This window comes from uncultured Stenotrophomonas sp. (genome assembly GCF_963519925.1).
Lineage (GTDB): Bacteria > Pseudomonadota > Gammaproteobacteria > Xanthomonadales > Xanthomonadaceae > Stenotrophomonas > Stenotrophomonas maltophilia_AE.
Window position 1 is genome coordinate 23,660 of sequence record NZ_CAUQPH010000017.1, and the last position, 21,601, is coordinate 45,260.

The 21,601-nt window shown below is 64.0% G+C and carries 28 protein-coding genes; 4 read left to right on the plus strand and 24 right to left on the minus strand.

Annotation, left to right across the window (positions count from 1 at the left end; all coding sequences use genetic code 11):
- Positions 1–44: 44 nt before the first annotated feature.
- The 21 genes from RWO33_RS05550 to RWO33_RS05650 all read right to left on the minus strand — a co-directional run bounded on the left by RWO33_RS05550 (position 45) and on the right by RWO33_RS05650 (position 13,777).
- Entirely contained in the window at positions 45–248 is a 204-nt protein-coding gene (locus tag RWO33_RS05550; protein WP_314102940.1) for a GpE family phage tail protein, read from the minus strand.
- An 8-nt stretch (positions 249–256) separates the two neighbouring features.
- Positions 257–550, minus strand: coding sequence for a phage tail assembly protein (locus RWO33_RS05555; RefSeq protein WP_314103073.1), 294 nt, complete (start codon positions 548–550; stop codon positions 257–259).
- A 219-nt stretch (positions 551–769) separates the two neighbouring features.
- The gene (locus RWO33_RS05560; protein WP_314102943.1) at positions 770–1,279 is read right to left on the minus strand and encodes a phage major tail tube protein; all 510 of its coding nucleotides are present in this window, start codon (positions 1,277–1,279) and stop codon (positions 770–772) included.
- A 23-nt stretch (positions 1,280–1,302) separates the two neighbouring features.
- Positions 1,303–2,472, minus strand: a complete 1,170-nt coding sequence (locus RWO33_RS05565) for a phage tail sheath protein (protein ID WP_314102946.1) — start codon at positions 2,470–2,472, stop codon at positions 1,303–1,305.
- A gap of 14 nt (positions 2,473–2,486) precedes the next feature.
- Positions 2,487–2,846 carry a GPW/gp25 family protein gene (locus tag RWO33_RS05570; RefSeq protein WP_314102948.1) on the minus strand — a complete coding sequence of 120 codons (360 nt, stop codon included), beginning with the start codon at positions 2,844–2,846 and terminating at the stop codon, positions 2,487–2,489.
- The gene (locus RWO33_RS05575) at positions 2,843–3,409 is read right to left on the minus strand and encodes a phage baseplate assembly protein V (protein WP_314102951.1); all 567 of its coding nucleotides are present in this window, start codon (positions 3,407–3,409) and stop codon (positions 2,843–2,845) included. The genes RWO33_RS05570 and RWO33_RS05575 overlap by 4 nt, the downstream gene beginning before the upstream one ends.
- 74 nt (positions 3,410–3,483) lie before the next feature.
- A complete protein-coding gene (locus RWO33_RS05580; protein WP_314102952.1) occupies positions 3,484–3,960 on the minus strand; it encodes a hypothetical protein in 477 nt (158 codons plus the stop codon).
- A 181-nt stretch (positions 3,961–4,141) separates the two neighbouring features.
- Positions 4,142–6,097, minus strand: coding sequence for a hypothetical protein (locus RWO33_RS05585; RefSeq protein WP_314102955.1), 1,956 nt, complete (start codon positions 6,095–6,097; stop codon positions 4,142–4,144).
- Positions 6,098–6,107: 10 nt separating this feature from the next.
- Positions 6,108–6,665 (minus strand): phage tail protein I, encoded by a 558-nt coding sequence (locus tag RWO33_RS05590; protein WP_314102957.1) that lies wholly within the window; start codon positions 6,663–6,665, stop codon positions 6,108–6,110.
- Positions 6,658–7,548 carry a baseplate J/gp47 family protein gene (locus RWO33_RS05595; protein WP_314102960.1) on the minus strand — a complete coding sequence of 297 codons (891 nt, stop codon included), beginning with the start codon at positions 7,546–7,548 and terminating at the stop codon, positions 6,658–6,660. The genes RWO33_RS05590 and RWO33_RS05595 overlap by 8 nt, the downstream gene beginning before the upstream one ends.
- An 86-nt stretch (positions 7,549–7,634) precedes the next feature.
- Positions 7,635–8,096, minus strand: coding sequence for a phage virion morphogenesis protein (locus RWO33_RS05600; protein ID WP_314102962.1), 462 nt, complete (start codon positions 8,094–8,096; stop codon positions 7,635–7,637).
- Positions 8,093–8,578: a phage tail protein gene (locus tag RWO33_RS05605; RefSeq protein ID WP_314102965.1), complete on the minus strand. Its 486-nt coding sequence runs from the start codon at positions 8,576–8,578 to the stop codon at positions 8,093–8,095. The genes RWO33_RS05600 and RWO33_RS05605 overlap by 4 nt, the downstream gene beginning before the upstream one ends.
- The gene (locus tag RWO33_RS05610; RefSeq protein WP_314102967.1) at positions 8,575–9,096 is read right to left on the minus strand and encodes a hypothetical protein; all 522 of its coding nucleotides are present in this window, start codon (positions 9,094–9,096) and stop codon (positions 8,575–8,577) included. Before RWO33_RS05610 ends, RWO33_RS05605 begins: the two co-directional genes overlap by 4 nt.
- Positions 9,096–9,731 carry a glycoside hydrolase family 19 protein gene (locus tag RWO33_RS05615; RefSeq protein WP_314102969.1) on the minus strand — a complete coding sequence of 212 codons (636 nt, stop codon included), beginning with the start codon at positions 9,729–9,731 and terminating at the stop codon, positions 9,096–9,098. The genes RWO33_RS05610 and RWO33_RS05615 overlap by 1 nt, the downstream gene beginning before the upstream one ends.
- 2 nt (positions 9,732–9,733) lie before the next feature.
- Positions 9,734–10,009, minus strand: coding sequence for a phage holin family protein (locus RWO33_RS05620; RefSeq protein ID WP_282244850.1), 276 nt, complete (start codon positions 10,007–10,009; stop codon positions 9,734–9,736).
- Positions 10,002–10,355, minus strand: coding sequence for a putative holin (locus tag RWO33_RS05625; RefSeq protein ID WP_249833574.1), 354 nt, complete (start codon positions 10,353–10,355; stop codon positions 10,002–10,004). The genes RWO33_RS05620 and RWO33_RS05625 overlap by 8 nt, the downstream gene beginning before the upstream one ends.
- A 2-nt stretch (positions 10,356–10,357) precedes the next feature.
- The gene (locus tag RWO33_RS05630) at positions 10,358–10,573 is read right to left on the minus strand and encodes a tail protein X (protein ID WP_249833575.1); all 216 of its coding nucleotides are present in this window, start codon (positions 10,571–10,573) and stop codon (positions 10,358–10,360) included.
- Positions 10,573–11,040: a head completion/stabilization protein gene (locus tag RWO33_RS05635; protein WP_249833576.1), complete on the minus strand. Its 468-nt coding sequence runs from the start codon at positions 11,038–11,040 to the stop codon at positions 10,573–10,575. The genes RWO33_RS05630 and RWO33_RS05635 overlap by 1 nt, the downstream gene beginning before the upstream one ends.
- A 104-nt stretch (positions 11,041–11,144) precedes the next feature.
- The gene (gene gpM / locus RWO33_RS05640) at positions 11,145–11,852 is read right to left on the minus strand and encodes a phage terminase small subunit (RefSeq protein ID WP_314102976.1); all 708 of its coding nucleotides are present in this window, start codon (positions 11,850–11,852) and stop codon (positions 11,145–11,147) included.
- A 4-nt stretch (positions 11,853–11,856) separates the two neighbouring features.
- Complete coding sequence (locus tag RWO33_RS05645) at positions 11,857–12,870, minus strand: phage major capsid protein, P2 family (protein ID WP_314102978.1); 1,014 nt, start codon at positions 12,868–12,870, stop codon at positions 11,857–11,859.
- A 37-nt stretch (positions 12,871–12,907) separates the two neighbouring features.
- On the minus strand, positions 12,908–13,777 hold the full coding sequence (locus RWO33_RS05650) for a GPO family capsid scaffolding protein (RefSeq protein ID WP_314102980.1): 870 nt from the start codon (positions 13,775–13,777) through the stop codon (positions 12,908–12,910).
- A 155-nt stretch (positions 13,778–13,932) separates the two neighbouring features.
- Here RWO33_RS05650 and RWO33_RS05655 point away from each other — a divergent pair, with 155 nt between their 5' ends.
- Genes RWO33_RS05655 through RWO33_RS05670 form a run of 4 tightly spaced genes read left to right on the plus strand, consistent with a single transcriptional unit; the run spans position 13,933 to position 17,573 of the window.
- Positions 13,933–15,690 (plus strand): terminase ATPase subunit family protein, encoded by a 1,758-nt coding sequence (locus RWO33_RS05655; protein WP_314102982.1) that lies wholly within the window; start codon positions 13,933–13,935, stop codon positions 15,688–15,690.
- Complete coding sequence (locus tag RWO33_RS05660) at positions 15,690–16,703, plus strand: phage portal protein (RefSeq protein WP_314102984.1); 1,014 nt, start codon at positions 15,690–15,692, stop codon at positions 16,701–16,703. The genes RWO33_RS05655 and RWO33_RS05660 overlap by 1 nt, the downstream gene beginning before the upstream one ends.
- Positions 16,700–16,942, plus strand: a complete 243-nt coding sequence (locus RWO33_RS05665; protein ID WP_314102986.1) for a Com family DNA-binding transcriptional regulator — start codon at positions 16,700–16,702, stop codon at positions 16,940–16,942. Before RWO33_RS05660 ends, RWO33_RS05665 begins: the two co-directional genes overlap by 4 nt.
- The gene (locus tag RWO33_RS05670; protein WP_314102988.1) at positions 16,860–17,573 is read left to right on the plus strand and encodes a site-specific DNA-methyltransferase; all 714 of its coding nucleotides are present in this window, start codon (positions 16,860–16,862) and stop codon (positions 17,571–17,573) included. Before RWO33_RS05665 ends, RWO33_RS05670 begins: the two co-directional genes overlap by 83 nt.
- A gap of 119 nt (positions 17,574–17,692) precedes the next feature.
- Here RWO33_RS05670 and RWO33_RS05675 read toward each other — a convergent pair whose 3' ends face one another.
- The 3 genes from RWO33_RS05675 to RWO33_RS05685 form a co-directional block, all read right to left on the minus strand.
- Complete coding sequence (locus tag RWO33_RS05675; protein ID WP_314102990.1) at positions 17,693–18,913, minus strand: phosphoribosyltransferase family protein; 1,221 nt, start codon at positions 18,911–18,913, stop codon at positions 17,693–17,695.
- A gap of 10 nt (positions 18,914–18,923) precedes the next feature.
- Positions 18,924–19,889: a DNA-processing protein DprA gene (locus RWO33_RS05680; protein ID WP_314102993.1), complete on the minus strand. Its 966-nt coding sequence runs from the start codon at positions 19,887–19,889 to the stop codon at positions 18,924–18,926.
- A 1,119-nt stretch (positions 19,890–21,008) separates the two neighbouring features.
- Positions 21,009–21,596, minus strand: coding sequence for a hypothetical protein (locus RWO33_RS05685; RefSeq protein ID WP_314102995.1), 588 nt, complete (start codon positions 21,594–21,596; stop codon positions 21,009–21,011).
- Positions 21,597–21,601: the final 5 nt, after the last annotated feature.

The window sequence follows — 21,601 nt, forward strand, 5'->3', positions numbered from 1 at the left end:
GCTGGGATCGGGCAGCAGCGCGGTCAGGAAGCGACACAGCGCGCTCAGTGCCCACACCAGCAGCACGCCAACCGCAGCCAGCAGGCAAAGGGCAAAGATGGTGGCGATAAGGGTGGCCATGCGCGAACTGTATCACTGGTTTGCTCCGCTACGTACTCGGCGCGCTCGCGCCATTCGACCAATTCGGCGAGGGACATGGCCGACAGCTCGGTGAGCGAAAACGCAAACACCACCGCGATATCGGCCATGAAGTCCTCTACGCAGACAGGGATTCCCGCTGCGCCTTCGGCAAGAAAAAATTGCCCACTTCGGTAGCGATGGACACCAGGTCGACAGGGTCGAGCTTGGCGGCGTCGGCGGCGGTCAGAGTGGGCGTGCTGATACGCGGCAGCAACATGGTCAGCGACCCCACGTCCATCTGCAGCAGTTCGGCCAGCTTGATGCCTCGCAGGGTGCCGGCGTCCGGTTTGCGCAAGGTCAGGCTGCTGATCACCTGGTCGCCGCGACGGATCGGGCTTTCCAGCTCGATGACCCCCGGCTGCGGGTTGATGTGGCTCACCGAGTCGGCCACGGCAGCTGCAAGCGTTTCGCCTACGCGAGCGTGGACTTCGTCGCGCGGGGCGGTCTGCGCGACATGCAGGGCGCCGGCGAGGCCATCGCCCAGGGCGAGCGTGGCGCGGTCAAGCGATTCGGTGGTGGGCAGGGAGGCGTTGAGTTCGTTCACGGGATCTCTCTCAGGGTTAGGGCCCGGCGTCTGTCGGGCCGAGGATTAGTAGCCGATGGCGCGGCGCTGCGCGGCTTGCAGGTCGACGCCGTCGACGATGAAGACCATGCCGACCATGTCGATTTCAATTTCGGTGCGGCCGTTGATCGACAGCTTGTAGTAGCTGACCGAGGTCTTGACGCTGAATTCGGTGTCGTCACCGACCTTGCCGGTGCCGGCGTCGACTTCGCTGTGCCGGCCGCGAAGGACGATCTCAACTGAATCGACGGCTTCGCTGTCTTCACTCTGATACGCACCGGCGAATCGCAGCTGGACGGCGTTGTGTCGAATCGCACCGTACTGGCGCAGCACTTGCCGCATCAGACCGCCGCACTTCCACTCGGCCTCGATCTTCTCCTGACCCAGATCCACGTCGATGGGGCCGAGCATGCCGCCGGCGCGGTATTCCTCCATCTTGCGGGTCAGGGTCGGCAGCTTGAACTCGGTCACCTGGCCGAGATAGCTCTCGCCATCGTTGAACAGGTTGAGATTCTTCAGTTTGCTGGGCATGGACATGTGACAGGTTCCTCAGTGCGGCGTCAGCCGCTGATGCGGGTCGGGAAATCGGCGAAATAGCGGTCGGTGATGCGCTGGTTCAGCAGCAGGTTCTCCAGCGGCGGCACCGGGGTGTAGTCGAAGTCGATGGCCAGGCGACCACTGGACAGCTGCGTGGGCAGGTTGGCGCCCTCGTCGTACCAGGCCGTGGCTCCGAGCAGGTATCCGGCGTTCACCAGCTCGCGGAACTTGGCGTTGATGCTTTCGAGCATGTCGCGCACCAGCGAGGGGTGCAGCGGCTTGTCGACGTAGACCAACTGCGCCTCGGCGATGGTGTCGGCCAGGATCTGCGCCGTGCGGGTGGAGGTCTCGAAGGCAAACAGCGGCTCATCGCTGCAGGTGCGCGATCCCCAGAACTTGTAGCCGTTGGAGTTGATCAGCGTGGTGATATCGGCGGCATTGAGCATGCCGGCGTCGGTAGCCGGATCCTGCAGGTCCCAATGGACGTCCCGGCTGATGCCAGTCACGCCGGCGACGGCCACGTTGGACAGCGACTTGTGCCAGCCCTGCTGCTCATCGATCATGGCGCGCAGGCCGAGCGCACGCGCCGTGGCGAAGGCCATGCCGGTGGTCGCATCGGCGGTGTTGAAGGCCACGAAGTCGGGATAGATCAGCATCAGCTCTCGTTCGCTGAACTGCGCGCGGTAAGCGATTGCCTCCGGGACCGAGGCGCTAGCGGCGCAGCTGACGTAGGCCATTGCCCGCAGCTTCTTGGCGATCACGGCCAGCGCAGCGGTCACCGGCTGGGTGTCCAGCCCCGGCGCCCCGAGGATCCGCGGCCGTACCCCGACCTGGGCTTCGGACACCAGCAGCGCCTGCAGGCCGGTGTAGGTCGCACCGTCCTTCTTACCAATGACATTGGCGGTGGTGGCGCTGTCGTCCACGCCCTCGGCCACGCGCACCACAACCGTGATGGCGTTAGCCTGGTCGGCAATGGCCTGCAACGTGGGGCGCAGGGTGCCGGCGGTGCCGGCCTTGCCGATAGCCCCCAGCACGTCAGTCAGCAGCACCGGGCGGTCGAGCGGGAACAGGGTGGCGTCGGCATCCTCGCCGGTGCAAACAATGCCGATGACGGCGGTAGCGATGGTACGGATCGGGCGGACACCGCCGTTGATCTCGATGACACGTACGCCGTGGTGATAGTCGGTGGCCATGGTGACTCCTGCGGTTATGGGGTGCGGAAACGAAGCGGGACGGACAGACGGGTGGTGCGGGATGCGCCGGTGGGAACGGCGCGCTGGCCGTCCAGATCCAGCACGAACGTGCCGGGCTCATTTGCGCGGGTGAGGCCGATGCGAGTCAGCCGGATTCGAGGCTCCCAACGCAGCAGCGCAGTTGCGGCGGCGCCAAACAGCTTCAGCCGGGTTGCATCGTTGAAGGGCTGGTCGATCAGCTCCGACAGCAGCGAGCCGTATTCACGGCGCTCGATGCGCGATCCGATGGGGGTGGTGAGGATGTCTGCGATGGACTGGCGCAGGTGCGCGGTGTCGTCGCTGAACGCGCCAGAGCGGGCGTCCATGCCGATCACTGCGGCGCACCAGAGGTACCGCCGCCGGGCTGCACGGCGCTGTGCTTGTGCTGCTTGAGGCTGATACCGCCACCCACCACGTCCTCGGACACCACAGCTTTGCCGTTGACCTTGACCTGGCCGGTGATCTCGGTATCGCCAACGATGGTGACCGGCCCGGTGATGGTGACGCCCCCGTCCGCCTGCACAGCGACCGTGCCGCCACCGGGCAGGACTGCCGACAAGGCGTGGGTAGCGGCGTCGTAGCTGATCACCGCGCCGTCCTTGAAATGGCTCAGCACGACATCTGGATTGGAGGACGGTGCCGCGTACTGGGAGCTGTACAGCCCGCGCAGCACCACCGCGTTGGCCAAGTCGCCGTCGCCGCATAGCAGCTTCACCTGCTCGCCAACACTGGGTGGCGCCCACACACGCATCTCGCCTGCGGCCGTGGTGAGCCAGGGAATGAAGTCGGTATGGGCCTCGCCGGTCTGCACACGGCACACGCGAGCGTCGTGGTCGACCTGAGTAACCACGCCGTCGCGGAGCATGTTGTTGAGCTGTTGGGGCAGAGCGCTATCCATGCGCCCATGGTCCTTGCGACGCCTCGCGCGCGCACGTGGGCCAAGATGTAGCCGCAAGAGCTACACGGCGCGGGCTAGTACCAGCCCACTGCCGTTACCGACGCGTAGAACACCGTCTGCTGCACTGCACCCCCTGCGCGCACCAGCCTCACGTAGACGTTCGCAACCGCATTCCGGTATTCGGCGGAGGCAGCGGGGACAGATACGGACACGCTTCCAGACTGACTGCTTGTCAGTGAGGTGAAGCCGCCTGCGCTCGTGGAGAAGTTGGCGCTACCGAGACCATCTGCCGCGAACTGGACCTGGTATTCAGCTGCGGATGCCCCGGTCGGGAGCCATCGGCCTTGGTCCACAACCGTGTTGCTGCCCAGGCCGCCGCCAACTACGGACGAGGTGATGGTGTAGTTGCCGTCAGACGCCAGGACGATCTGAATCGAGGCAGTAGCAGAGCCTGAACTGTTGGTCTTTGCCGCAGCATGCGCTGCAAAACGGATCCCGTTAAACGGCAGCGAGTAGGCCGCCGTGCCCTTCGCGGCCCACAGGGTTGCCACGTCCTGCCCCCCGATTCGATAGCCGACATCTGGACGCCTCTGACCATACCGGACATGGGCGTAGCGCAGCGGCGAGCCTCCCTGTCGCCGAAGGCCGGCGGCAGTAGGCCCGTCCCCCATCACGTCAGCGTCGAACAGGTCATCGAAATCAGCGCCTTGGAATCGGTACCCACTGGTCATATCACCGGCCCCGCTTTACGGCTTCGAAGGCTGCGCGCAGCTCGGCGATTTCATCATCGTGCTTGCGCCGAGCCGTATCCAGTAGCTGGAGGAAGTGAGTTTGCAGCGCCTGAACCTGATCGATCTTCAGCGACGCAACACTCTCGCCACGGAAGTACACGCCCTCTTCGTCAACGGTTTCCGGTGCGGCTTGGGCGAGGGATTCAGCAGACTGGAAGATGCGCTGCCGGCCGTCATCGTTGTACTCGGCCTTGTACGTGCCGATGAATACGTCGATGCGCGCGAGGTCATCGAGGGTGTAGGGGACTTCGCCTATACGTTCCTTCAGCTTCAGCGACGAACCAAAGTCGAAACCGCCGCCAGCGGAGACGGTGCCGACGAACGCATGTCCGCCAAACCCGTTCTCAGCGCTGTACTGAATCTTGTTTACCCCGTCGTTCCAGCCGACATAACCGCGACGCGTGCCGTCCGTTGTGTAGAACGCAACGTAGCCGGCATTCGTCGCGGTGCCGGCGGTTGCGCGGACGCACGCCTGGGCGAAGTGCGCACTGCCACCGGCAGTTAGATCGCCGGGCGTCTTCAGGCTCGTTGCGGTCACCTCGCCGGCCGCAGCTACGTTGCCGTTTCGCGTAACGGAGAGTGCATTGCCGTAGACGCTGTTCCACAGGTTGATCGAACCACCGCTGGCGTATAACGACCAGGTCACGCCGTAGTCCGAACGCTCCACCATCGAGAAGCCAGAGCCAACGCCGCGCGAGGTGACGCCATTGCCAAGCGAAACGATTTCGCTGCCGGCCTGCATCACGCCACCGGCCGTTACGCTGGTCGCAGCTGCGATGCCACCAGTAGAGCCTATGTGAGCGGCGCTCAAGTTGCCACCGGCAGAAATGGATCCGTTGAACTCCGCAAGGGGCGTTTCGAAGCGGAATTTCGAGTTCAGGATCCCACGGAAAACAATCTCACGGCCGTTCACACCCGTGCCGGCCGCCAGGCAGACATCCAAACGTCGGTTTTCGCCGGTCGAGCCGCGCTCGCCCACCGAGATAAAGCGCGCCGCATCGATGTCCGCCGAGGCCGGCACGGAGAACGACAGGATCCCGCTGATCGTGTCACCGGTTTGCTTGTTGAAGTACTCCGCGTGCGTGTGCGCAGACGGCGGGAAGGTGTTCGGCTTGTCGGTGATGCCGTCCCATGGATGGCTGTGTGGGCTGGGCGGAAACAGGTTGGGAACCCCGGTGAAGTTACGCCAGTCGAGGTAGTAGTCCCCGTGCGCGCCGTCGAGCAGGTCTGCGTTGAGCCAGTTGCCGTGGCCTTCGTCCCGCAAAGCCGCTCCCTTCAAACCGAGCTCTGTCCGGTACAGCGCGGCCGTGGCCAGACCCAGAAGCCCCTTCACAAAGACGCTCGGGGCGCCGTTGCCAAACCGGCGGTTGATGTACCCCGCCAGGCCGCGCGGGGTCAGCGCGGTAGCCGGATCGCTTCCTGCATCGGCTTCCTGATCCGTGGACAGCCGGACTACGCCGGCGCGCGTGGTCGTAGCCGGGGGGTTTACGAAGTCGATATCGCCGCACTCGATACTGGTGGCGTTGACCTTTGCGAACCGAATGTCTGTAGCCAGCAGCATGGTGGCCGCTGCCGCCTTCTCCATGATGGGCGCCGGCTGCGAGTAGACGGCGAACAGCGTGCCGTCCTGCAGGTATAGGCCAAAGCCGCGCAGCGTATAGGCATCGGCGGTGTCGTCGCGGACGTTCAGGTGCAGCGTATCGGCCGAGACGGCCTGGCCCCCGAACGTGGTCAGGCGCTTTGCCTCCCCGGGCAGCGTCGTGGCCACCGTCACAACGTCGAAGTGCTGCGGGGTCAGCCCCACGTGGGTGAGCTTCACCGGCGCGGTGCCAGTGTGCTCGGCGTTGACGATGGCGGCGAAGCCGGCAGGCGTGATGGTGATCTGTGGCACGGGCATGGTGTGGTTCCTACGGTTCGCTCGCCGCCAACTGCAGGCGGGTGGAGGTGAGCAGGCGGGCCACGCCCAGCACGCCAATGGCGCCCTCGGCGTTGATGCCCTGTGTGAAGGTGAAATGCGAGCGGACGGGCTTTGCGCGGTTGACTGCGGCCATTACCTGGTCAATGAAGGCGGCGGTGGCCTCTTGGCCGCTCTGGCCGCTCAGGGTCAGCAGCAGCTCGAACGTGTGTGGCTGACCCGGTGGGTCCAGCTCCCACCATTCGCGGATCTGGACCTGACCGCCGAAGCTGGCCACAACATCCGCGATGCTCTGGGCGGTGCCCTTGTGGCGCTGGATCTGGAAGGAGCTGGCAATGCGCGCACGCTGGATGTGTTCAGGCCAATCGCTGCTCCAGGTGTCGACCGAGACGGTCCACGCCAGGAACGGGAGGAACTGCGCCGGGCACGTCCACGGGTTCCACAGCATGTGGTGGACCATGGGAATGTCACCAAGCTGGGCATCGGCGCCTTCAAGCGCCCGCTCCAACGCAGTGCTATTGGGCGGCAGCAGGGACCGGTGCTCAGTCATTGGTGCCCACGTGCTCAACTGAAACGGCGGTGCAGAAGGCCGCAGATTGCGCATTGACGGCGATGTCGGCGGTGGGACTGATCAGCCTCACGCGCTGTACGCCTTCGACATGCAGGACCGCGTAGAGCGCCGACAGGGGCACGTCCCGATCAAGGCGCTGAGACTGGCTGCGGAACTGCTCCACGCGCCTGTTGGCCTCGGCGATGACCAATCCGCTGTCAGGGCCATTGAACGTGGTCAGCTCCGCGCGGATTTCGTACGGCAGCACCTGGGCGCCGGCGACGGTCACGTGATCGGTCAGCGGTCGAACGTTGCGGTTGAGCAGCGCGGCTTCGACGGAGGCGAGCAGGGTGGAATCAGGCGTGCCGTCACCGAGGCGGGACAGCACGGTTACGACCACTTCGCCCGGCGACGGGCTGTGCACGCTGGCATCCAACACGTCCACGTGCGCCGACAGGGTATGGAAGATGTAGGAGCCTTCCGGCCCGGCCACGGACAGCCCCTCCGGAGCGAGTTGGATCCGGCGGCGGAAATCCTCGTCGCTCTCGTACCGCGCCGGTGCGCCGGTTTCCGGATCCGCGGGCGTGACGAGCTTTCGCTGCACGCCGTAGGGGACAGCAAGGTTGTCCAGGTCGGCGCCCTGCGAGTAAGGCAGCATCAGGCCACGTGCGCGCTGGTTAAACTGCTCACGCAGCAGCATTTCGCGGTAGGCGCTGCCCTGCAGGATCTTAATGACCGGGTCGGACTCAACGATTGCGGTGTACTCGGGGCAGAGTCGTCGGAACTCAGCCAGGCGCTCGGCGTAGATCGACTCGAAGGTTCGCTGCTCGAAGATGTCCGGTGCCGGCAGCTTGTCGACTTCGATGGCGGTAAACGTAGACACGGCGGCACCGGCTGGAGGGGTAATTCCAGCTTCGCATCGCGCGCGCGCGTGTCCGGCGGGGGTGACGTGTAGCGGCTGCGTCTACGCTATTGCCCGGCCAGGTGGTCAAGGATGAGGTCGCGTACCAGCTGCTCATCGGCTTGGGTAAAGCCCAGCAACAGGCGACGCTGATAGGTGACCCTCAGTCCGTTTGAGCCCACCGTATCCGAGCGCCCTTCCTGATGGATCCGGGCGATGCGCGAGACGCGGCCGGCAAAGCCGACCGTCACTTCCTGGGGGCTGGTGCGGACGCGCAGATGCCGCGCCTGCCGGATCTTGGCGAACATGGCCCCGCGCTTGATCCGGCCGGCCTTCGCGCGGCGTGGCGTGGGCGTGCGACGTGGGGCGTAAGGGGAGCCGTCAGGGTTCTGCTGGGCGGCGATGCGCTTCTGCTGAGCGCGGCGCAGCCCCAAGCCAACCTTACGTGCCAGGCGGCTGCGTTCGGCCGGCTGCAAGCGTTGCAGCAGGGGTGCGGCCCATGTCTCCAGCTGCTGCAGGTCCTCGCTCATGCGGTGATGGCGGGCAGAGTAGCCACCAGCACGCCAGCATCGAACAACGCACCGCCCGCGAGGGTGTCGGCGTGTTCGCCTTCGGTGGCAGGTTCAGCCAGGTGCTGCAGCTGCAGGTTGCCCTGCTCATCGCGGTGGACCTTCATCCGCTCGGTCAACGGAAGCTTGATCGCCAGATCGACCAGGTCATCGGACAGCACATCGACTTCAAAGCTGAGCTTTTCCCGGTTGGAAGGGTTGGCCAGCAGTTCGGACTGATGGCGGGTGAGCCATTGCAGCAGCGGGAGCATCACCGCCTCCGGAGCGCCAGCGAAATCGGTCAACACCAGCTCCAACGTGTACCGGTACTCGAAGCACAGTCCCGGTCTGTAGGTGCCAGTCAAGCCGCCGCCTTCCACGAAGATGAGCAGGCGGTCGGGGTTGTCGGCCAGTGCCGGAATCGCGGCGATCAGGTGATCGCGAAGCTGCTGCGGCTTCTTCATCGCGCGTCACACTGCTGCAGCGCGCTCTGCAGCTGCCGCGCCAGCTGCTGCAGGCCGGTCACCTGGGCGACGGTGGCGTGGTGGGTAGCGTAGTTGTCGGCGAGGGTTTCGGCGACGGCAGAGAGCGTAACGCCGGCGGCGGGCGCATCAGGATCTCCGGCAGCTCCGGCGAGGGCGTCGCCGCTCGCTGCGGCGTCGTGGAGGCGCACGAAGCCAACAGGCACAGTACAGGCAGCATCAGCATTCGCAGTGACATAGACGGGAACCTCTTTGACAATGGTGGTGCCGCGCTCACGGACCACCTGCACGCGATCCACGTACTCGGTCACGGTGCGGGTGGTGTCCTGGGCAAGCCGAAGCTTGCGCACCAGGGCGGCATTGGTGGATTCGGCAGCGGCCAGGTCGGCCTTGGCGTCGTCGCGTTCGGTGATGGCGCGGCCAATTCGCTGCTGCTGACAGGTAGCCAAGCCGGCAACGGCCAGCACCAAGGCGACCAGGGCGATGGCTCGGTACAGCATCAGCGCACCCCCAAGGCGGTCATGCAGCGCTGCAGGCGGGCCGTGCGGTCGGCGAAGCCGTTGGGCGTGGCACGGGAGCGGGCGTTGCCCAGGTTCACCACCCGGCTCACAGCCAGCACGTCGCGCTGGTCAGAGTGGGCGTTGAGGCCGTTGTCCGCCCAGAATGCGGCTGCGGCCATGGCCCCGGTCTCCGGCTCAATCAGCAGCGCAGGCTGCTCTTCGAGCGGCTGGCCGATCAGCAGGCCCATTCGCCGGTAATTGCCGCGTCCGGTGTGCATCATCGGGCCGCGCCCGCGATAGCGGTGCCCGTCGCCGCTGGACTCGCTGCCGTTGCCGTTGCGGTTGGCGTAGACCCGGTTGCCGAGCTTGACCGGCTGGTGGACGAACCCAGCCGCCTCGCTCGGGCTGACGTACTTGCCGAACACTTCGAGCAGGCGCTCGCGGCTGTAGCTCAGCCCCTCTTCCACGCGGCTCAGGCTCAGGCTTTCATGGCCCAGCTGTGCCAGAAAGTGGGCGGCACGGAGCGGGGTGGAGATCCCGAACCGCTTCATGGCGGCATTGAGCGGCTCCGCCCAACGTTGGGCGCGGGTGAGCGGGCACTGCATCGCTTGTGCGAGCTGGGCGGCGGTGATCATCGTCAATCCACTCCGAACAGGTGGGCCACGTTGCCGCGCGCCCGGTAGGTCGTAACCAGCAGGACGACCAGCAGCATCAGCTGCCAGCCGCTGGTGGGCGCCTTGGCGCCCTGCAGGATGATCTGCAGGGCTTGGCCGCCCGTGGCGGCGATCAGCAGCCAGGCGCACCAGGCGACGCCGTGGCGGTGGCGCGCGCCCTCCGCCGGGCGGTAGGTGAGCAGGCGCACGCAGATGGCCAGGCAGCACAACAAGGTGCCGGTACTCAGGAACTCAGCCATCGGTGCCTCCACGCGGCAGGCGGGCCGGATCGGCGGTGCGGCTGCGCTCGATCAGGGCCAAGGTCAGGGTGATAATCGTGGCGGCGCAGAAGAACGCCGCCAGACCGCTGGAGGCGACATCGAATCGACGCATGACCTCGGTACCGCCCAGGTAGCCGGCCACCACGCTGATGGCCAGGTAGATCAGCCGCTTCCAGATCGACAGATCCTTGGCGGACACAACGAACAACGTGGCACCAGCGAAGGCGCCGATGAAGGCGTCTGCATCAATGCCGGGCAGCAGCGATGCCAGGCCGACGCCAGTGGCCAGTGCAACCATGCTTCCGGTGGAGGTGGGTTCGGTCATCATCAGTCCCAGAGCTGGATCAAGGGGCGCGTCACGGCGCCGGCGGAAGGGGTGGGTACATCGGGGAGGACCACCACGGTCCCCTGTGGCAGGACCGGCCCATGCAGGCTGATCCCGTAGTTCAAGGCCAGCACCTGTTCAACCATGCCGGCGGTGGTGCCCAGATGCCGGTGGCACAGCGCGTCGATGGTGTCGCCTTGCATGGCCACCACACGCATCAGATCAGCTCCACCGTTACCCGCCGCTGCCCCAACAGGTCGCTGATGGCATTGCGCTGGTCGCGCCGGATCTCATCAATGGTTGGCGTCAGGTCATCGGCGCGCTGGTTGCCCTGTGCGGTGGCGTCGTACGAGCGGTACCGCTCATGCAGCACAACTGCGGTGGCGCAGTACACCGCCTGCCGGTAGAGCTGTACCAGCTGGGACACGCCATCGACCTGGTCGGACGGAACGTCCGACAGCTGCGCGTGCCCGGCCTTCTCCTGGGCGACCCGGTAGTCGACCAGCTCACGGGTGACGGACATCACGGCGCCAACCACCACGCTACGCATGCGCGCCGGCGTGACATCGCCGGTGATGCGGATCGCCTCCCGCACCGCCGACACGTCGATCTCCGGCCAGAACGGGCCGGCCGTGATCGGATGCTGCTGCGGGCTGGGGGATGCGTTGGCGGTGAAGCTGCTCATGGTGGCCTCAATAAGTCGCCGGTGGTCGGGGCGTCACACCAGGGGAGAGAAGCCTGGTGATCGGCCCCGAGCCGGCGGGGTCGCGGGGACGCTCGTTGTGCGGGTCAGTCGTTGGACTGGTTGCCCGCGAGTTTCTTCTGCAGGCGCTGGGCGCCTTCCAGATCCTTCTTGCCGCCGCACGAATCGTGCAGCTGGATGGCGCGGACCAAGTCAGTAACGGCCAGATCGACTGCCTCGGCCGTCAGCGGCAGTTGCTCGGTGTCGGTCTGCAGCAGGCCACGTGCCCGGGCCAGCAGCAGCTTGGCGCGGACCTGGTCGGGCATGTCGTGGCCTTCGGTCAGTGCCACCGCGCGATCCAGCACGCCTTGGTCGAACTCACCGCCGGTCTTCTGGGCGTTGAGTGCTGCCACTGCCACTTCCTCCGCGACCAGGCAGCCGGTGGTGCGGCTGAACTGGTCCGGCATGGGAATGCGGTGTGCCAGGACGTAGGCGGCGATGTCCAAGCCACGGTCGAAGTCGCCGGCATCGATGTTCCACAGCATGACCGTGGCCACCACGTCGTCTGCACCGCCCTGGTCGGCGGCCAAGACGCCGTCGACGTAGTCGGAGTACTCCGGCAGCAGCACCGCCTTGAGCTTGGCCTTGCCCTCGCCCGATTGGATCTGTTTCAGGCGGGCGCGGTCGCTGGCCAGCTGCAGCTGCATCTGCTGGTAGATGGTGGTGCCGGCCATCAGGTTGGTGCCGGCAGCGGCGGTCGCAGCCTGTTCGGCCAGGACGCGCTGCAGGTGACGCTTGGCGGGGCTGCTGGCCATGGCGTCAGTCCTGAACCACGATGTTCTCGACCAGGGCGCCACGGCCGTAGTCTTCGACCACGTAGTCGTCGTTGGACGACTCGAAGTTCGCCACGCGGTTCTTCTGCGGCTGCTCGATGAGGTAACGGCGGCGGCCGTCGATCTGCCAGTAGATCGACAGGTTGTCCAGCGAGGTGACCATCAGGGCGTTGGCCGGGACGAACGGCACGATTACCGGCTGCAGGCCGCCGATGCGCTTGGTGCCCAGCACCAGATCCGCGGCCAGCTGCTCGGTCGGCGCCAGGTCCTTGTTGATGATGGGGAAGTACTTGTCGTGCACCAGGTTGCGGCCCAGGATGACCACCAAGCCCGGATCCTGCTGGTGCCACGGCTCGATCAGGGTGGACACCACATCCATCACCAGCGCGTCCAGGTTGGCGTAGTCCGCGCCGGCGCCGCCCACCTTCACCGTGCCCGGGGTGTCGCCGCCGGACATGACGCGGCTCGGGGCATGCTCCCGGTAATTCTGGAACCAGCCCTTGTTCACGTCCTGCAGCAGCGGGTTGGCTGCGCGGTCGGTGGTCTTGGCGATGCTGGTGCCGTTGAAGCCGACCATGATGCGGTCCAGCGCCTGGCGTTGGATGATCGCGTCACGCAGCAGGGTCTGGAAGTTCGGCTGACGCGCCCAGGCGTCGAGGCGGGCGTACGGGATAGCGGTGTCGTAGTTCGTCTGCACGCACTCGTAGCCATTGCTGTCCAGCGCGGTGACATCGGCCGGCTGGCGTTCGGCGTTGCCGCTGGTGTCGGTGCGACCAGCGATGGTGCCGTTGACGCCTACGCCGATCTTCTCGCCCTTGAGGTCGATCACACCGGGCATATTGATGGACGTCAGGAAAGCGCTGCTCTCTTGGATGCGGGCTTCCATCGTCTGCTGGACGCCGGGTTCGACGGCGAAGGTGTTTGCCGCGCTGGTGACGCCGTTCAGCTGGGCGACGCGCTGGGTGAACTGATCGTACTGAAGGCGGGTTTCGGTGCGCATGGTTGCTCCGGGAATCTTGAAAAAGGGTGGGGGTCGATCAGCAGTCGGTTGCTTCGCTGGCCTTGGCGCCGTTGAAACCGGCGACCACGGGGCGCGGCGTGTTCGGCTGCGCGGTTTCGTCCAGCTTCTTGTGGAAGCCGGCAACCTGTGCCGAGAGGTTCTGCACCTGGGCGCCGAGATTGCGGTTGTCCTGCTCCAGCTTGGCCATGGCCGCGTCCTGCTCGCTCACTGCGCCCAACAGCTGGCTCGCGAACTGGGCCACGTCGAAGTCGATCTCTTCCTTCTTCGGCTCGGGCGCCGGCTTCGCCTTCGCGCCCAGGCCCAGGTTGGACAGCAGCGCGGCGAGCGGGCCGGGTCGGGCCTCGGGCTGCTCCACGTCGGCGAAGGTGATCTGGGTTTCGGCCGCCTCGGAGAACAGGTTGCCCGGGGCCTGCTTGCGGTCCTTGAACGGGCTGTCTTCCGGGTTCTTGGCCGAGAAGGCCAGCATGTTGGTACCGATGCTGGCGGGCGAATCGGTCACGCCGAGGCCGTACAGGTAGGCCTTGCCGCTGTCGGCGAACTCCGGGGCAATTTCGATGCTGGTGAACACCTTCTGCTTGCGCACGTTGACCATGTCGACCAGGTCAGCAGTCGGGTCCACCTGGGCGAACAGCGCCATCTTCTTCTTGCCGGCGATCTCGACTTCTTCGGCCTTGACCGCCACCACGTCGCCGTAGGCACGGAACGGACTGTCCGGCAACGCGCTGCGGTAGTGCTCCATCCAGATCCGGGCGCCATAGACCTCCGGGTCGTAGGTTTCGGCCATTTCCACGATCTGCTGGCGCTCGATGACGCGGCCATCGGTGGTGGCGCCTTCGACAGCCACGCGGAAGAACTGGGAACGCTTCTTGTCGGTCTTGCTGGCCATCTCGCCCTCGGCTGGTATCAGTGCGCATCGGTTGTCGATGCGATGACCCATGGTCGGGTGAGGAAAATTTTGCGGCAACGCGAAGAGCGTGTAAGCACATGATCTACGTAGGTTTTTCACTGTCGCGCGCGCGAGGCGACAGGCAACCTGTAGAGGTGCAAAGCGTAGCCGAAAAACTCAACGTGGATCCCCGTCGCCAGGCAAAGTTCTTGTACTGGATGGGGTGGCGCATCTGCGATATCTGCGAGCTGATCGGTGAGAAGGAAAAGACCGTTCACAGCTGGAAGGCGCGCGACGAATGGGATCGTGCCGATACCGTAGAGCGTGTCGGCGGTGCCTTGGAGGCGCGGCTGGCCATCCTGATCCACAAGGAGGGCAAGACCGGCGGCGACTTCAAAGAGATCGACCTGCTGCACCGGCAGCTGGAGCGGCAGGCCCGCATCCAGCGCTACCAAGGCGGTGGCAACGAGACGGACCTGAACCCAGCGGTCGCCAACCGCAACGCCAGCCCGAAGAAGAAAGCCCGCAAGAACGAGTTCAGCGAAGAGGAAGTGGAACGGCTGCAGCAGGCGTTCCTCGACGGGTGCTTCGATTACCAGCACGATTGGTACCGCGCCGGCAGCGAGCGCACGCGCGTGATCCTTAAGTCGCGGCAGATCGGCGCCACCTACTACTTTGCCCGCGAGGCGCTGATCGACGCGCTGATCAGCGGCCGCAATCAGATCTTCCTGAGCGCATCCAAGAGTCAGGCGCACATCTTCCTCGGCTACATGCGTGGTTTCGTGCGCGAGGTGCTGGATCGGGACCTCACCGGCGATCCCATCGTACTGGCCAACGGCGCTGAGCTGTTCTTCCTGGGCACCAACGCACGAACCGCGCAGGGCTACCACGGTAACTTCTACTTCGATGAATTCTTCTGGACCTACGGCTTCAACCAGCTGAATAAAGTTGCCAGCGGCATGGCGATGCATAAGAAGTGGCGGAAAACCTACTTCAGCACGCCGTCCACTATGGCCCACGAAGCCTATGACTTCTGGACGGGCGAGCGCTTCAACAAGGGCAAGCCGACCTCCCAGCAGGTATCGATCGATGTCAGCCACGGGCGGCTCGGCAGTGGCCGGCAGTGCGAGGACGCCATCTGGCGCCAGATCGTCACAGTGCTCGACGCAGCCGACCGAGGCTGCGACCTGTTCGACGTGGCCGAGCTGCGGCGCGACTACAGCGCCGAGGAATTCGCCAACCTGCTGATGTGCGAATTCGTGGACGACAGCGCCAGCGTGTTCCCACTCACCATGCTGCAGCCGTGCCAGGTCGACAGCTGGGTGGAATGGGCCGGCGACTTCAGCCCCTTCGCCATGCGCCCCTATGGCGACCGCGCGGTTTGGATCGGGTACGACCCGGCCGAGACGGGCGACAGTGCCGGCATCGTGGTGGTTGCGCCCCCGCAGGTGCCAGGCGGCAAGTTCCGCGTGCTGGAGCGTCACCAGTTCAAGGGCATGGACTTCGCTGACCAGGCGGCGTTTATCCAGAAGGTCACCCAGCGCTACTGGGTCACCTACATCGGGATCGACGCCACCGGCATGGGCACCGGTGTGGCCCAGCTGGTCCGCCAGTTCTTCCCCGGGTTGACCACCTTCAGCTACTCGCCCGAGGTGAAAACGCGGCTGGTGCTCAAGGCGTTCGATGTCATCAAGAACGAGCGTCTGGAATACGACGCCGGCTGGACCGACATGACCCAGTCGCTGCTGGCCATCCAGAAGACCAGCACGGCCAGCGGCCGGCAGACCACCTACACGGCGGGGCGCTCGCGCACGACCGGCCACGCCGATCTGGCGTGGGCGCTGCTGCATGCCCTGCAGAACGAACCGCTCGAAGGCGGCGCCGCCGCCCGCAGCACCATGGAGATTTTCTGATGATCGACACCGACCAGAGCGCTGTCACCGCGCCGGCAGGGCCCATCGAAGCGTTCACGTTCGGGGAGCCGACGCCGGTGCTTGAATCGCGCGGCATCCTCGACTACCTCGAATGCTGGCGCAACGGGCGCTACTACGAGCCGCCGGTCGACCTGCAGGGGCTGTCACGCACCACCCGCGCCAACCCCTATCTGCAGAGTGGCTTGACCTTCAAACGCAACATGCTGGTCCGCACGTTCGTCCCCCACAAGCTCATGAGCCGCGCCACCTTCGCGCAACTGGCGTTGGACTACACCACCTTTGGCATGGCCTACGTCGAGCGGCGCAAGGCCCTGTCAGGCGCCGCGCACAGCCTGGCCGTGCCGCTGGCGCAGTACGTGCGCCGTGGGGTCGTGGAGGGTGAGTTCTTTCAGGTGCGTGCAGGCCGCATGGAGCATGAGTTCCCGGCCGGCCAGGTGTACCAGCTGCGGGAGTCCGATGCAGACCAAGAGGTGTACGGCCTGCCCGAGTGGATGCCGGCCGTGCAGGCCGCGCTGCTCAACGAGTCGGCCACGCTGTTCCGCCGCAAGTACTACAACAACGGCTCCCACGCCGGCTTCATCCTGTACCTGACCGACTCGCAAGCGGAATCGTCCGACGTAACCGGCCTGCGCGAGGCGCTCAAGGCGGCGCGTGGCCCGGGTAACTTCCGGAACCTGTTCGTGCACTCGCCCAACGGCAAGAAGGACGGCCTGCAGATCATCCCGGTGAGCGAGGTCGCGGCTAAGGATGAGTTCGCCAACATTAAAGGCGTGACACGCGACGACATGCTGGCCGCGCTTCGCGTGCCGCCGCAGCTGCTCGGCATAGTGCCGCAGAATAGCGGGGGGTTCGGCTCGATCCGCGACGCGGCAACGGTCTGGGCTGCGATGGAACTGGCACCGTTGCAGACGCGAATCACTGCGATCAACGACTGGCTGGGCCAAGAGGTGATCCGCTTCGCTCCCTTTGAACTTGCACCGGCGGTGGCATGAAGAACCTGCGTTGTGGCGACTGCGCCAAGCTGCTGGCCAAGGCCGGCGGCGTCTATGAGATCCAGATCAAGTGCCCCCGCTGCGGGGTGCTGAACCACATGAAGGCCGAGAGCCTCCCCTCGGATCGCCGCGAGCGACCCCAAGAAGGCTCTACCCATGAAGAACGAGTTGATCCACGGCGATGCCCTGACCGTCCTGCCGACCCTGCCGGCCGGCAGCTTCGACGCCCTCATCACTGACCCGCCGTACGCCAGCGGAGGCACGCACGCATCGTCGCGGCAGCAGGCACCGCAGGTGAAGTACATGCAGGGCGGCAAGGAGCAGCTGCACGCTGATTTCGTCGGCGATGAACGCGACCAGCGCTCGCACCTGGCATGGATGGGGTTGTGGCTGGCCGAGTGCAACCGCGTCTTGAAGGACGGCGCGCCCGTCCTGCTGTTCACCGACTGGCGACAGCTGCCTCTCACCACCGACGCGCTGCAGTGCGCCGGGTTCACCTGGCGCGGTGTGGCGGTGTGGGACAAGACCGAGGGAGTGCGGCCGCAGTTGGGACGGTTCCGCAACCAAGCCGAGTACGTGGTGTGGGGCAGCAAGGGCAACATGCCCCTCGCACGACGTGCACCTGTGCTGCCGGGCGTTATCCGCGAAGCCGTGAGGAAGGCCGACAAGCATCACATGACGGGCAAGCCCACCGAGCTGATGCGCCAGTTGGTGCAGATCTGCGAGAAGGGGGGGCGGATTCTCGACCCATTTGCCGGCTCGGGCACCACCCTCCTAGCAGCAGATCTTGAAGGGTATGGGTGGACGGGCATTGAGATGACCGCTCACTACCACGGCGTGGCGGAAGCCCGTCTCCCAGGCTCGATCTAGGTTATCCACTCGATAAGAAGGCCGCCTCCGGGCAGCCTTCTTCCTTATGGCGTCAACATCCAGCCGGGGGTACTTGGGTGCAGAGAACAGTCTGCGCTGGGCTCATCTTTCGAGTGGCGTCAAAGTTTCCAAGCAACAAATCGCTTCAAGATGTCGTCAAGCTCCGTGGGTGCGCCAGCCGCTACGATTCCGCCTGCGTAGGAATGAGTAGTAGATGGTGGCTCCTTTGAGAAGGTATTTGCCTCGAAAGGTTTCAAACTCTTCGGCGGCGTGGGTAATTCCAGATACGACGTGGAAATCGTCTTCAACCACCCAAACAACCTTGAGCTCGCCCCAGCCGCTGCGATGTAGGCGCGAGCACTCTCAATGCTTCGTCCGGACGTGACCATGTCATCGACAATCAGAACCCTCTTCCCCTTCAGGCTAATCGGTGTCTTTCGCGGGGTGTCGGACAAGTTTCTGTGTGGATACTTGTTCAACTTGATCGTACTCAGCTGATTGGTGAACAGTCTATCCGCGGCTTTCGTGTACTGGCTCTTTGGGGCGGTCGTGTGCCGCACTACAAGATCGTGAAAGTAATCGGCCCTGGTGCACTTGCCGAGTCGCGCAAGAATGCTCTCTAGCCCGCTATTGCTGATTACCTTTGGAGCGGCGTCGTGGCCAGGGTAGGTGCAGATGTAGTCGACATCCTCCATGAGCCCAGAGAAGTACAGCGACGCCACGGTAATGTAGAACCAAAAATCCGGGTGGCCAGTGCCCTTCTTTGCTGCATCCCGGGCGTCAAATCCGAACAGCGCATAGGCTTGGATCTGCGTTGAGAATGGTCCGGCAGTAGATGCGCTCCAATCAGATCCCGACGCTTGCCAGAACAGGTTGTGCTGCCGGAGACCGAAGAGCACACAGAACCGGCGAAATTCTTCGACCGACTTGACTTGGAAACCATGGTCAGAATTCTGGCCGTACCAATCGCTTCGGATATGTAGAAGCTTGTTGTTGACGCCGCAAATGAAATCGTCGTCACCCCCACCCAGTAGGATCGTCTCGTATCTCTTGGCGCCGTGCACGTTAAGGATGGATGCGGCGGAATCCTTTCGCTTTCGCGCAGGTGAGTTGTCCCATTGATAGCCGTGCGCATAGATGGGAACGCCAGCTATCGATGCGATGTATTCGTGCAAGGGCTGGCCGTTGCATGTCCAGGCTTGATTAGACCAAAGCGCGACCTTCACCCCGTGCTGATGAAGTTCAGCGGCGAGCGCGCCGAGTTGCTTCGCCACTTGGATTACAACCTTTTTTTCTGGATTGACGATCGTTCCTTTGACCGATACCAGGATCAGCTTCAATGCCATTCGATCACCCAAAGAGTTGAGGTTGTTCCACTACCTTTGCTTCACGTTCTTTCGCCCCTGTAGCCTTGAAGTCCGGCCACTGCGATAGGGCGTCTGACATGCATTGCACAAAATCGGTGTGCTGTCTCGGGACTTCGAAGCAGGTCTGGGCAACCCCGTGCTCTGGGGAGATGGACATGCCGTTCGGTACGAGGTTGATCGTTTGGCGCCCGAAGCTTTTGGCGTAGCGGATGGTGTGCGCCGTTCCCGAGGACTTCTTCCACTGCGTAGCGATCACGCAGCTTGCCAGCGCAGCTTGCAGCCTGTTTCGCCAGACAAACTGCTCCGCTGCAGGTTCCGCGTCGGGGAAGTATTCGGAAATCAGCAACCCACCCGAAGCGACGATTGCATCCGCCATCCACGAGTTGCGCGCTGGATAAGGACGCAAGATCCCCGTGCCCAGTATAGAAATGTTGGGGACGCTGGCAGAGAGCGCGGTCTCGTGCGCTATGGCATCTACCCCCAAGGCTAAGCCACTTACGAGTGGCGAATGCATTTCCTGCACTGCGCGGGCGGCGTACTGGGTCAGGAAAATTCCCTCGATAGACGGATCCCTGGTGCCTACCACCGCCACTGATGGTCGCTGAAGAAGGCTTAGATCGCCTCTGCAGAAGAGCCACAAAGGTTGGCTGTCCAAGGGCAGGTTTCGGAACGTCCTTGGATATCGCTCATCAGCTTGAGTGATCAGATGGACCGCCGACTCCCGGAGGCGGCGATGCGTAGCAACCCCCTTCACCATAGCCTGACGTTTGATCGCCCCAGTCTCCATCCCTGTGGTGGATGCCACCAGAGGAAGTAGCGAGCCTTCAGCCTGCATGTCGGCCACACCCAAGGGGCCACCCCATTCACGCATGGTCTTGAACCCAATGCCCTTCATCTGGGCTAGGCCAAGGAACAACGTGTGAGATCGAAGATGAACAGGATTGATCATTTAACGATCTTAGCCCGAACTCGCTGCCCTGGGCGCGCGCACTCGTCTCCCCGCCACGCCTGCGGTCTTCGTACCCCTGTTTTTCTGCACCCCCTCAGCACCCCGCCAGAGGCCGCCGCAGCTTGCGCTAGTGCCTCGCCGCGAGCTGGGTTGAACCCTGCGAAATCCTGCGCCCCATCGGCCTGTGCGGGGGCCCAGGGGCGGTCGCTGGCAGGGTCCATGCCGGCGCAAATTATTTGAAGTCCCATCGGAAGTAGGTAACGGGGTAATCGGTGTTCAAAAATCACTCCAAACGCCTAGTGCCCCAAGGCTTTCGGGGCGTTACCTCTAGCGGTAATTTGAGGTAACGCCCGAGCTCAAAAGAAGTAATGTCATTGATTTCAAAGGAATTTGTATTTGACTTGGGTTACCTCCTGAAAAGGTAATCAGATTACCTCGACGTTACCCTAAAATTACCTTTGATATGTCTCTATAACTAATTGATTTAAAAGTGATTAGCTGGCTTTCGGGTGACGTGGTTACCTAAGTTACCTGTTTCCGATGGTCATCCAAAAAATTCCGGAATAGGGGCCGAAAGGTTCGCCGCCACACTGCCGCGCGCTCCACACTCGCTCATGCAACCGGCTGCAGCAGCTCTTCGGCGTTGGTCCGGGGCGAGTTGACGGCGCGGTTTACGCGGTAGGCCTCCAAGGTTGGAGGTTCGCTAGCCAGAAGCATCGCCATGGCATCGTCCGACGTGGCTGAAACACTCTCGGGCCCGGAGTGGGACCCGGAGCGACCAAGTGAACATCGGCGGCATCGGCTCTGCAGCAGCTACGAGCAGGGCGTGTTGAGGCTTATCCACCACGTCTCCTCCCCAACGCGCCGAAAAAGGCGCGCCACCTCTACCCCGTCGAGCAGCAACGAGTAGGGGCGTTCGAAGGTGGCGCCGCCGACGGCGTGCCAGTGGAAGTCGGGCGGGAGCATGGTGGCGAATCCTACGGCTCCGGGTCTCACGGGGCAGGCTGCGGAGCCGCACGCGGCGCCGTGAGTCGACCGCTATCTATTGCGGGTGAGAGCGGCGAAGGGGCCGATGATGCGATGACAATAGACGTTGGTTGTAGTCGGAAATGGCCCGCGCTAGAGCATCGTGTTCATCGCAGCCTTACTTGCAACAGCTATCCCGCGTCCGATATGGGCGAGTGTGCTGTGAGCGGCGTTCGCATCTGCTAGCAATACAGACCCCGCGATGGTTAGAAACGAAGACATCACGACCGTTCTCGCGCTTTCGGCGATGGAGGTGGGGACAGCGACTTCCTTGTGATGCCGGAACAGACCTAAGAAGACCTCCATGCGGGCATCAGTCCACCTCTGTCTCTGGCGGAAGTCCGACCTAAGGCGCAAGACCTCGTTTTGCAGTGACGCAACGTGGTCCTCGAGCTCTTCGACGCGATCATGCTTCTTTCCCCGCAGGCCGTACGTGCTATCAAAAGAATGAGATTCAGGCGGCTCGCTCGCGGTGAAGTCGGCCACTTGCAGGTGGGATACCGCCTGAGCTGCTTTTATGCCATCTAAGGCTGCACGCATTGACACCAATGCAGACCCAATTACCGTCAGAAGGCCCAGGTACGTAATTGCCCGCGACGACATCGTTACTGCAAGCGCGACGGAGAGAGCGAGGAATGCCGCAATACAAGCGACCCAAATGGCAATTGACGATTTGGTCATGGTGG

What these genes read in the sequence shown, in the direction of transcription:
- RWO33_RS05550 (WP_314102940.1), bottom strand. Translation starts at nt 248, where the DNA reads ATGGCCGATATCGCGGTGGTGTTTGCGTTTTCGCTCACCGAGCTGTCG.
- RWO33_RS05560 (WP_314102943.1), bottom strand. Translation starts at nt 1,279, where the DNA reads ATGTCCATGCCCAGCAAACTGAAGAATCTCAACCTGTTCAACGATGGC.
- RWO33_RS05565 (WP_314102946.1), bottom strand. Translation starts at nt 2,472, where the DNA reads ATGGCCACCGACTATCACCACGGCGTACGTGTCATCGAGATCAACGGC.
- RWO33_RS05575 (WP_314102951.1), bottom strand. Translation starts at nt 3,409, where the DNA reads ATGGATAGCGCTCTGCCCCAACAGCTCAACAACATGCTCCGCGACGGC.
- RWO33_RS05585 (WP_314102955.1), bottom strand. Translation starts at nt 6,097, where the DNA reads ATGCCCGTGCCACAGATCACCATCACGCCTGCCGGCTTCGCCGCCATC.
- RWO33_RS05590 (WP_314102957.1), bottom strand. Translation starts at nt 6,665, where the DNA reads ATGACTGAGCACCGGTCCCTGCTGCCGCCCAATAGCACTGCGTTGGAG.
- RWO33_RS05600 (WP_314102962.1), bottom strand. Translation starts at nt 8,096, where the DNA reads ATGAGCGAGGACCTGCAGCAGCTGGAGACATGGGCCGCACCCCTGCTG.
- RWO33_RS05605 (WP_314102965.1), bottom strand. Translation starts at nt 8,578, where the DNA reads ATGAAGAAGCCGCAGCAGCTTCGCGATCACCTGATCGCCGCGATTCCG.
- RWO33_RS05610 (WP_314102967.1), bottom strand. Translation starts at nt 9,096, where the DNA reads ATGCTGTACCGAGCCATCGCCCTGGTCGCCTTGGTGCTGGCCGTTGCC.
- RWO33_RS05615 (WP_314102969.1), bottom strand. Translation starts at nt 9,731, where the DNA reads ATGATCACCGCCGCCCAGCTCGCACAAGCGATGCAGTGCCCGCTCACC.
- RWO33_RS05620 (WP_282244850.1), bottom strand. Translation starts at nt 10,009, where the DNA reads ATGGCTGAGTTCCTGAGTACCGGCACCTTGTTGTGCTGCCTGGCCATC.
- RWO33_RS05625 (WP_249833574.1), bottom strand. Translation starts at nt 10,355, where the DNA reads ATGACCGAACCCACCTCCACCGGAAGCATGGTTGCACTGGCCACTGGC.
- RWO33_RS05630 (WP_249833575.1), bottom strand. Translation starts at nt 10,573, where the DNA reads ATGCGTGTGGTGGCCATGCAAGGCGACACCATCGACGCGCTGTGCCAC.
- RWO33_RS05635 (WP_249833576.1), bottom strand. Translation starts at nt 11,040, where the DNA reads ATGAGCAGCTTCACCGCCAACGCATCCCCCAGCCCGCAGCAGCATCCG.
- gpM (WP_314102976.1), bottom strand. Translation starts at nt 11,852, where the DNA reads ATGGCCAGCAGCCCCGCCAAGCGTCACCTGCAGCGCGTCCTGGCCGAA.
- RWO33_RS05645 (WP_314102978.1), bottom strand. Translation starts at nt 12,870, where the DNA reads ATGCGCACCGAAACCCGCCTTCAGTACGATCAGTTCACCCAGCGCGTC.
- RWO33_RS05650 (WP_314102980.1), bottom strand. Translation starts at nt 13,777, where the DNA reads ATGGCCAGCAAGACCGACAAGAAGCGTTCCCAGTTCTTCCGCGTGGCT.
- RWO33_RS05660 (WP_314102984.1), top strand. Translation starts at nt 15,690, where the DNA reads ATGATCGACACCGACCAGAGCGCTGTCACCGCGCCGGCAGGGCCCATC.
- RWO33_RS05665 (WP_314102986.1), top strand. Translation starts at nt 16,700, where the DNA reads ATGAAGAACCTGCGTTGTGGCGACTGCGCCAAGCTGCTGGCCAAGGCC.
- RWO33_RS05670 (WP_314102988.1), top strand. Translation starts at nt 16,860, where the DNA reads ATGAAGAACGAGTTGATCCACGGCGATGCCCTGACCGTCCTGCCGACC.
- RWO33_RS05680 (WP_314102993.1), bottom strand. Translation starts at nt 19,889, where the DNA reads ATGATCAATCCTGTTCATCTTCGATCTCACACGTTGTTCCTTGGCCTA.
- RWO33_RS05685 (WP_314102995.1), bottom strand. Translation starts at nt 21,596, where the DNA reads ATGACCAAATCGTCAATTGCCATTTGGGTCGCTTGTATTGCGGCATTC.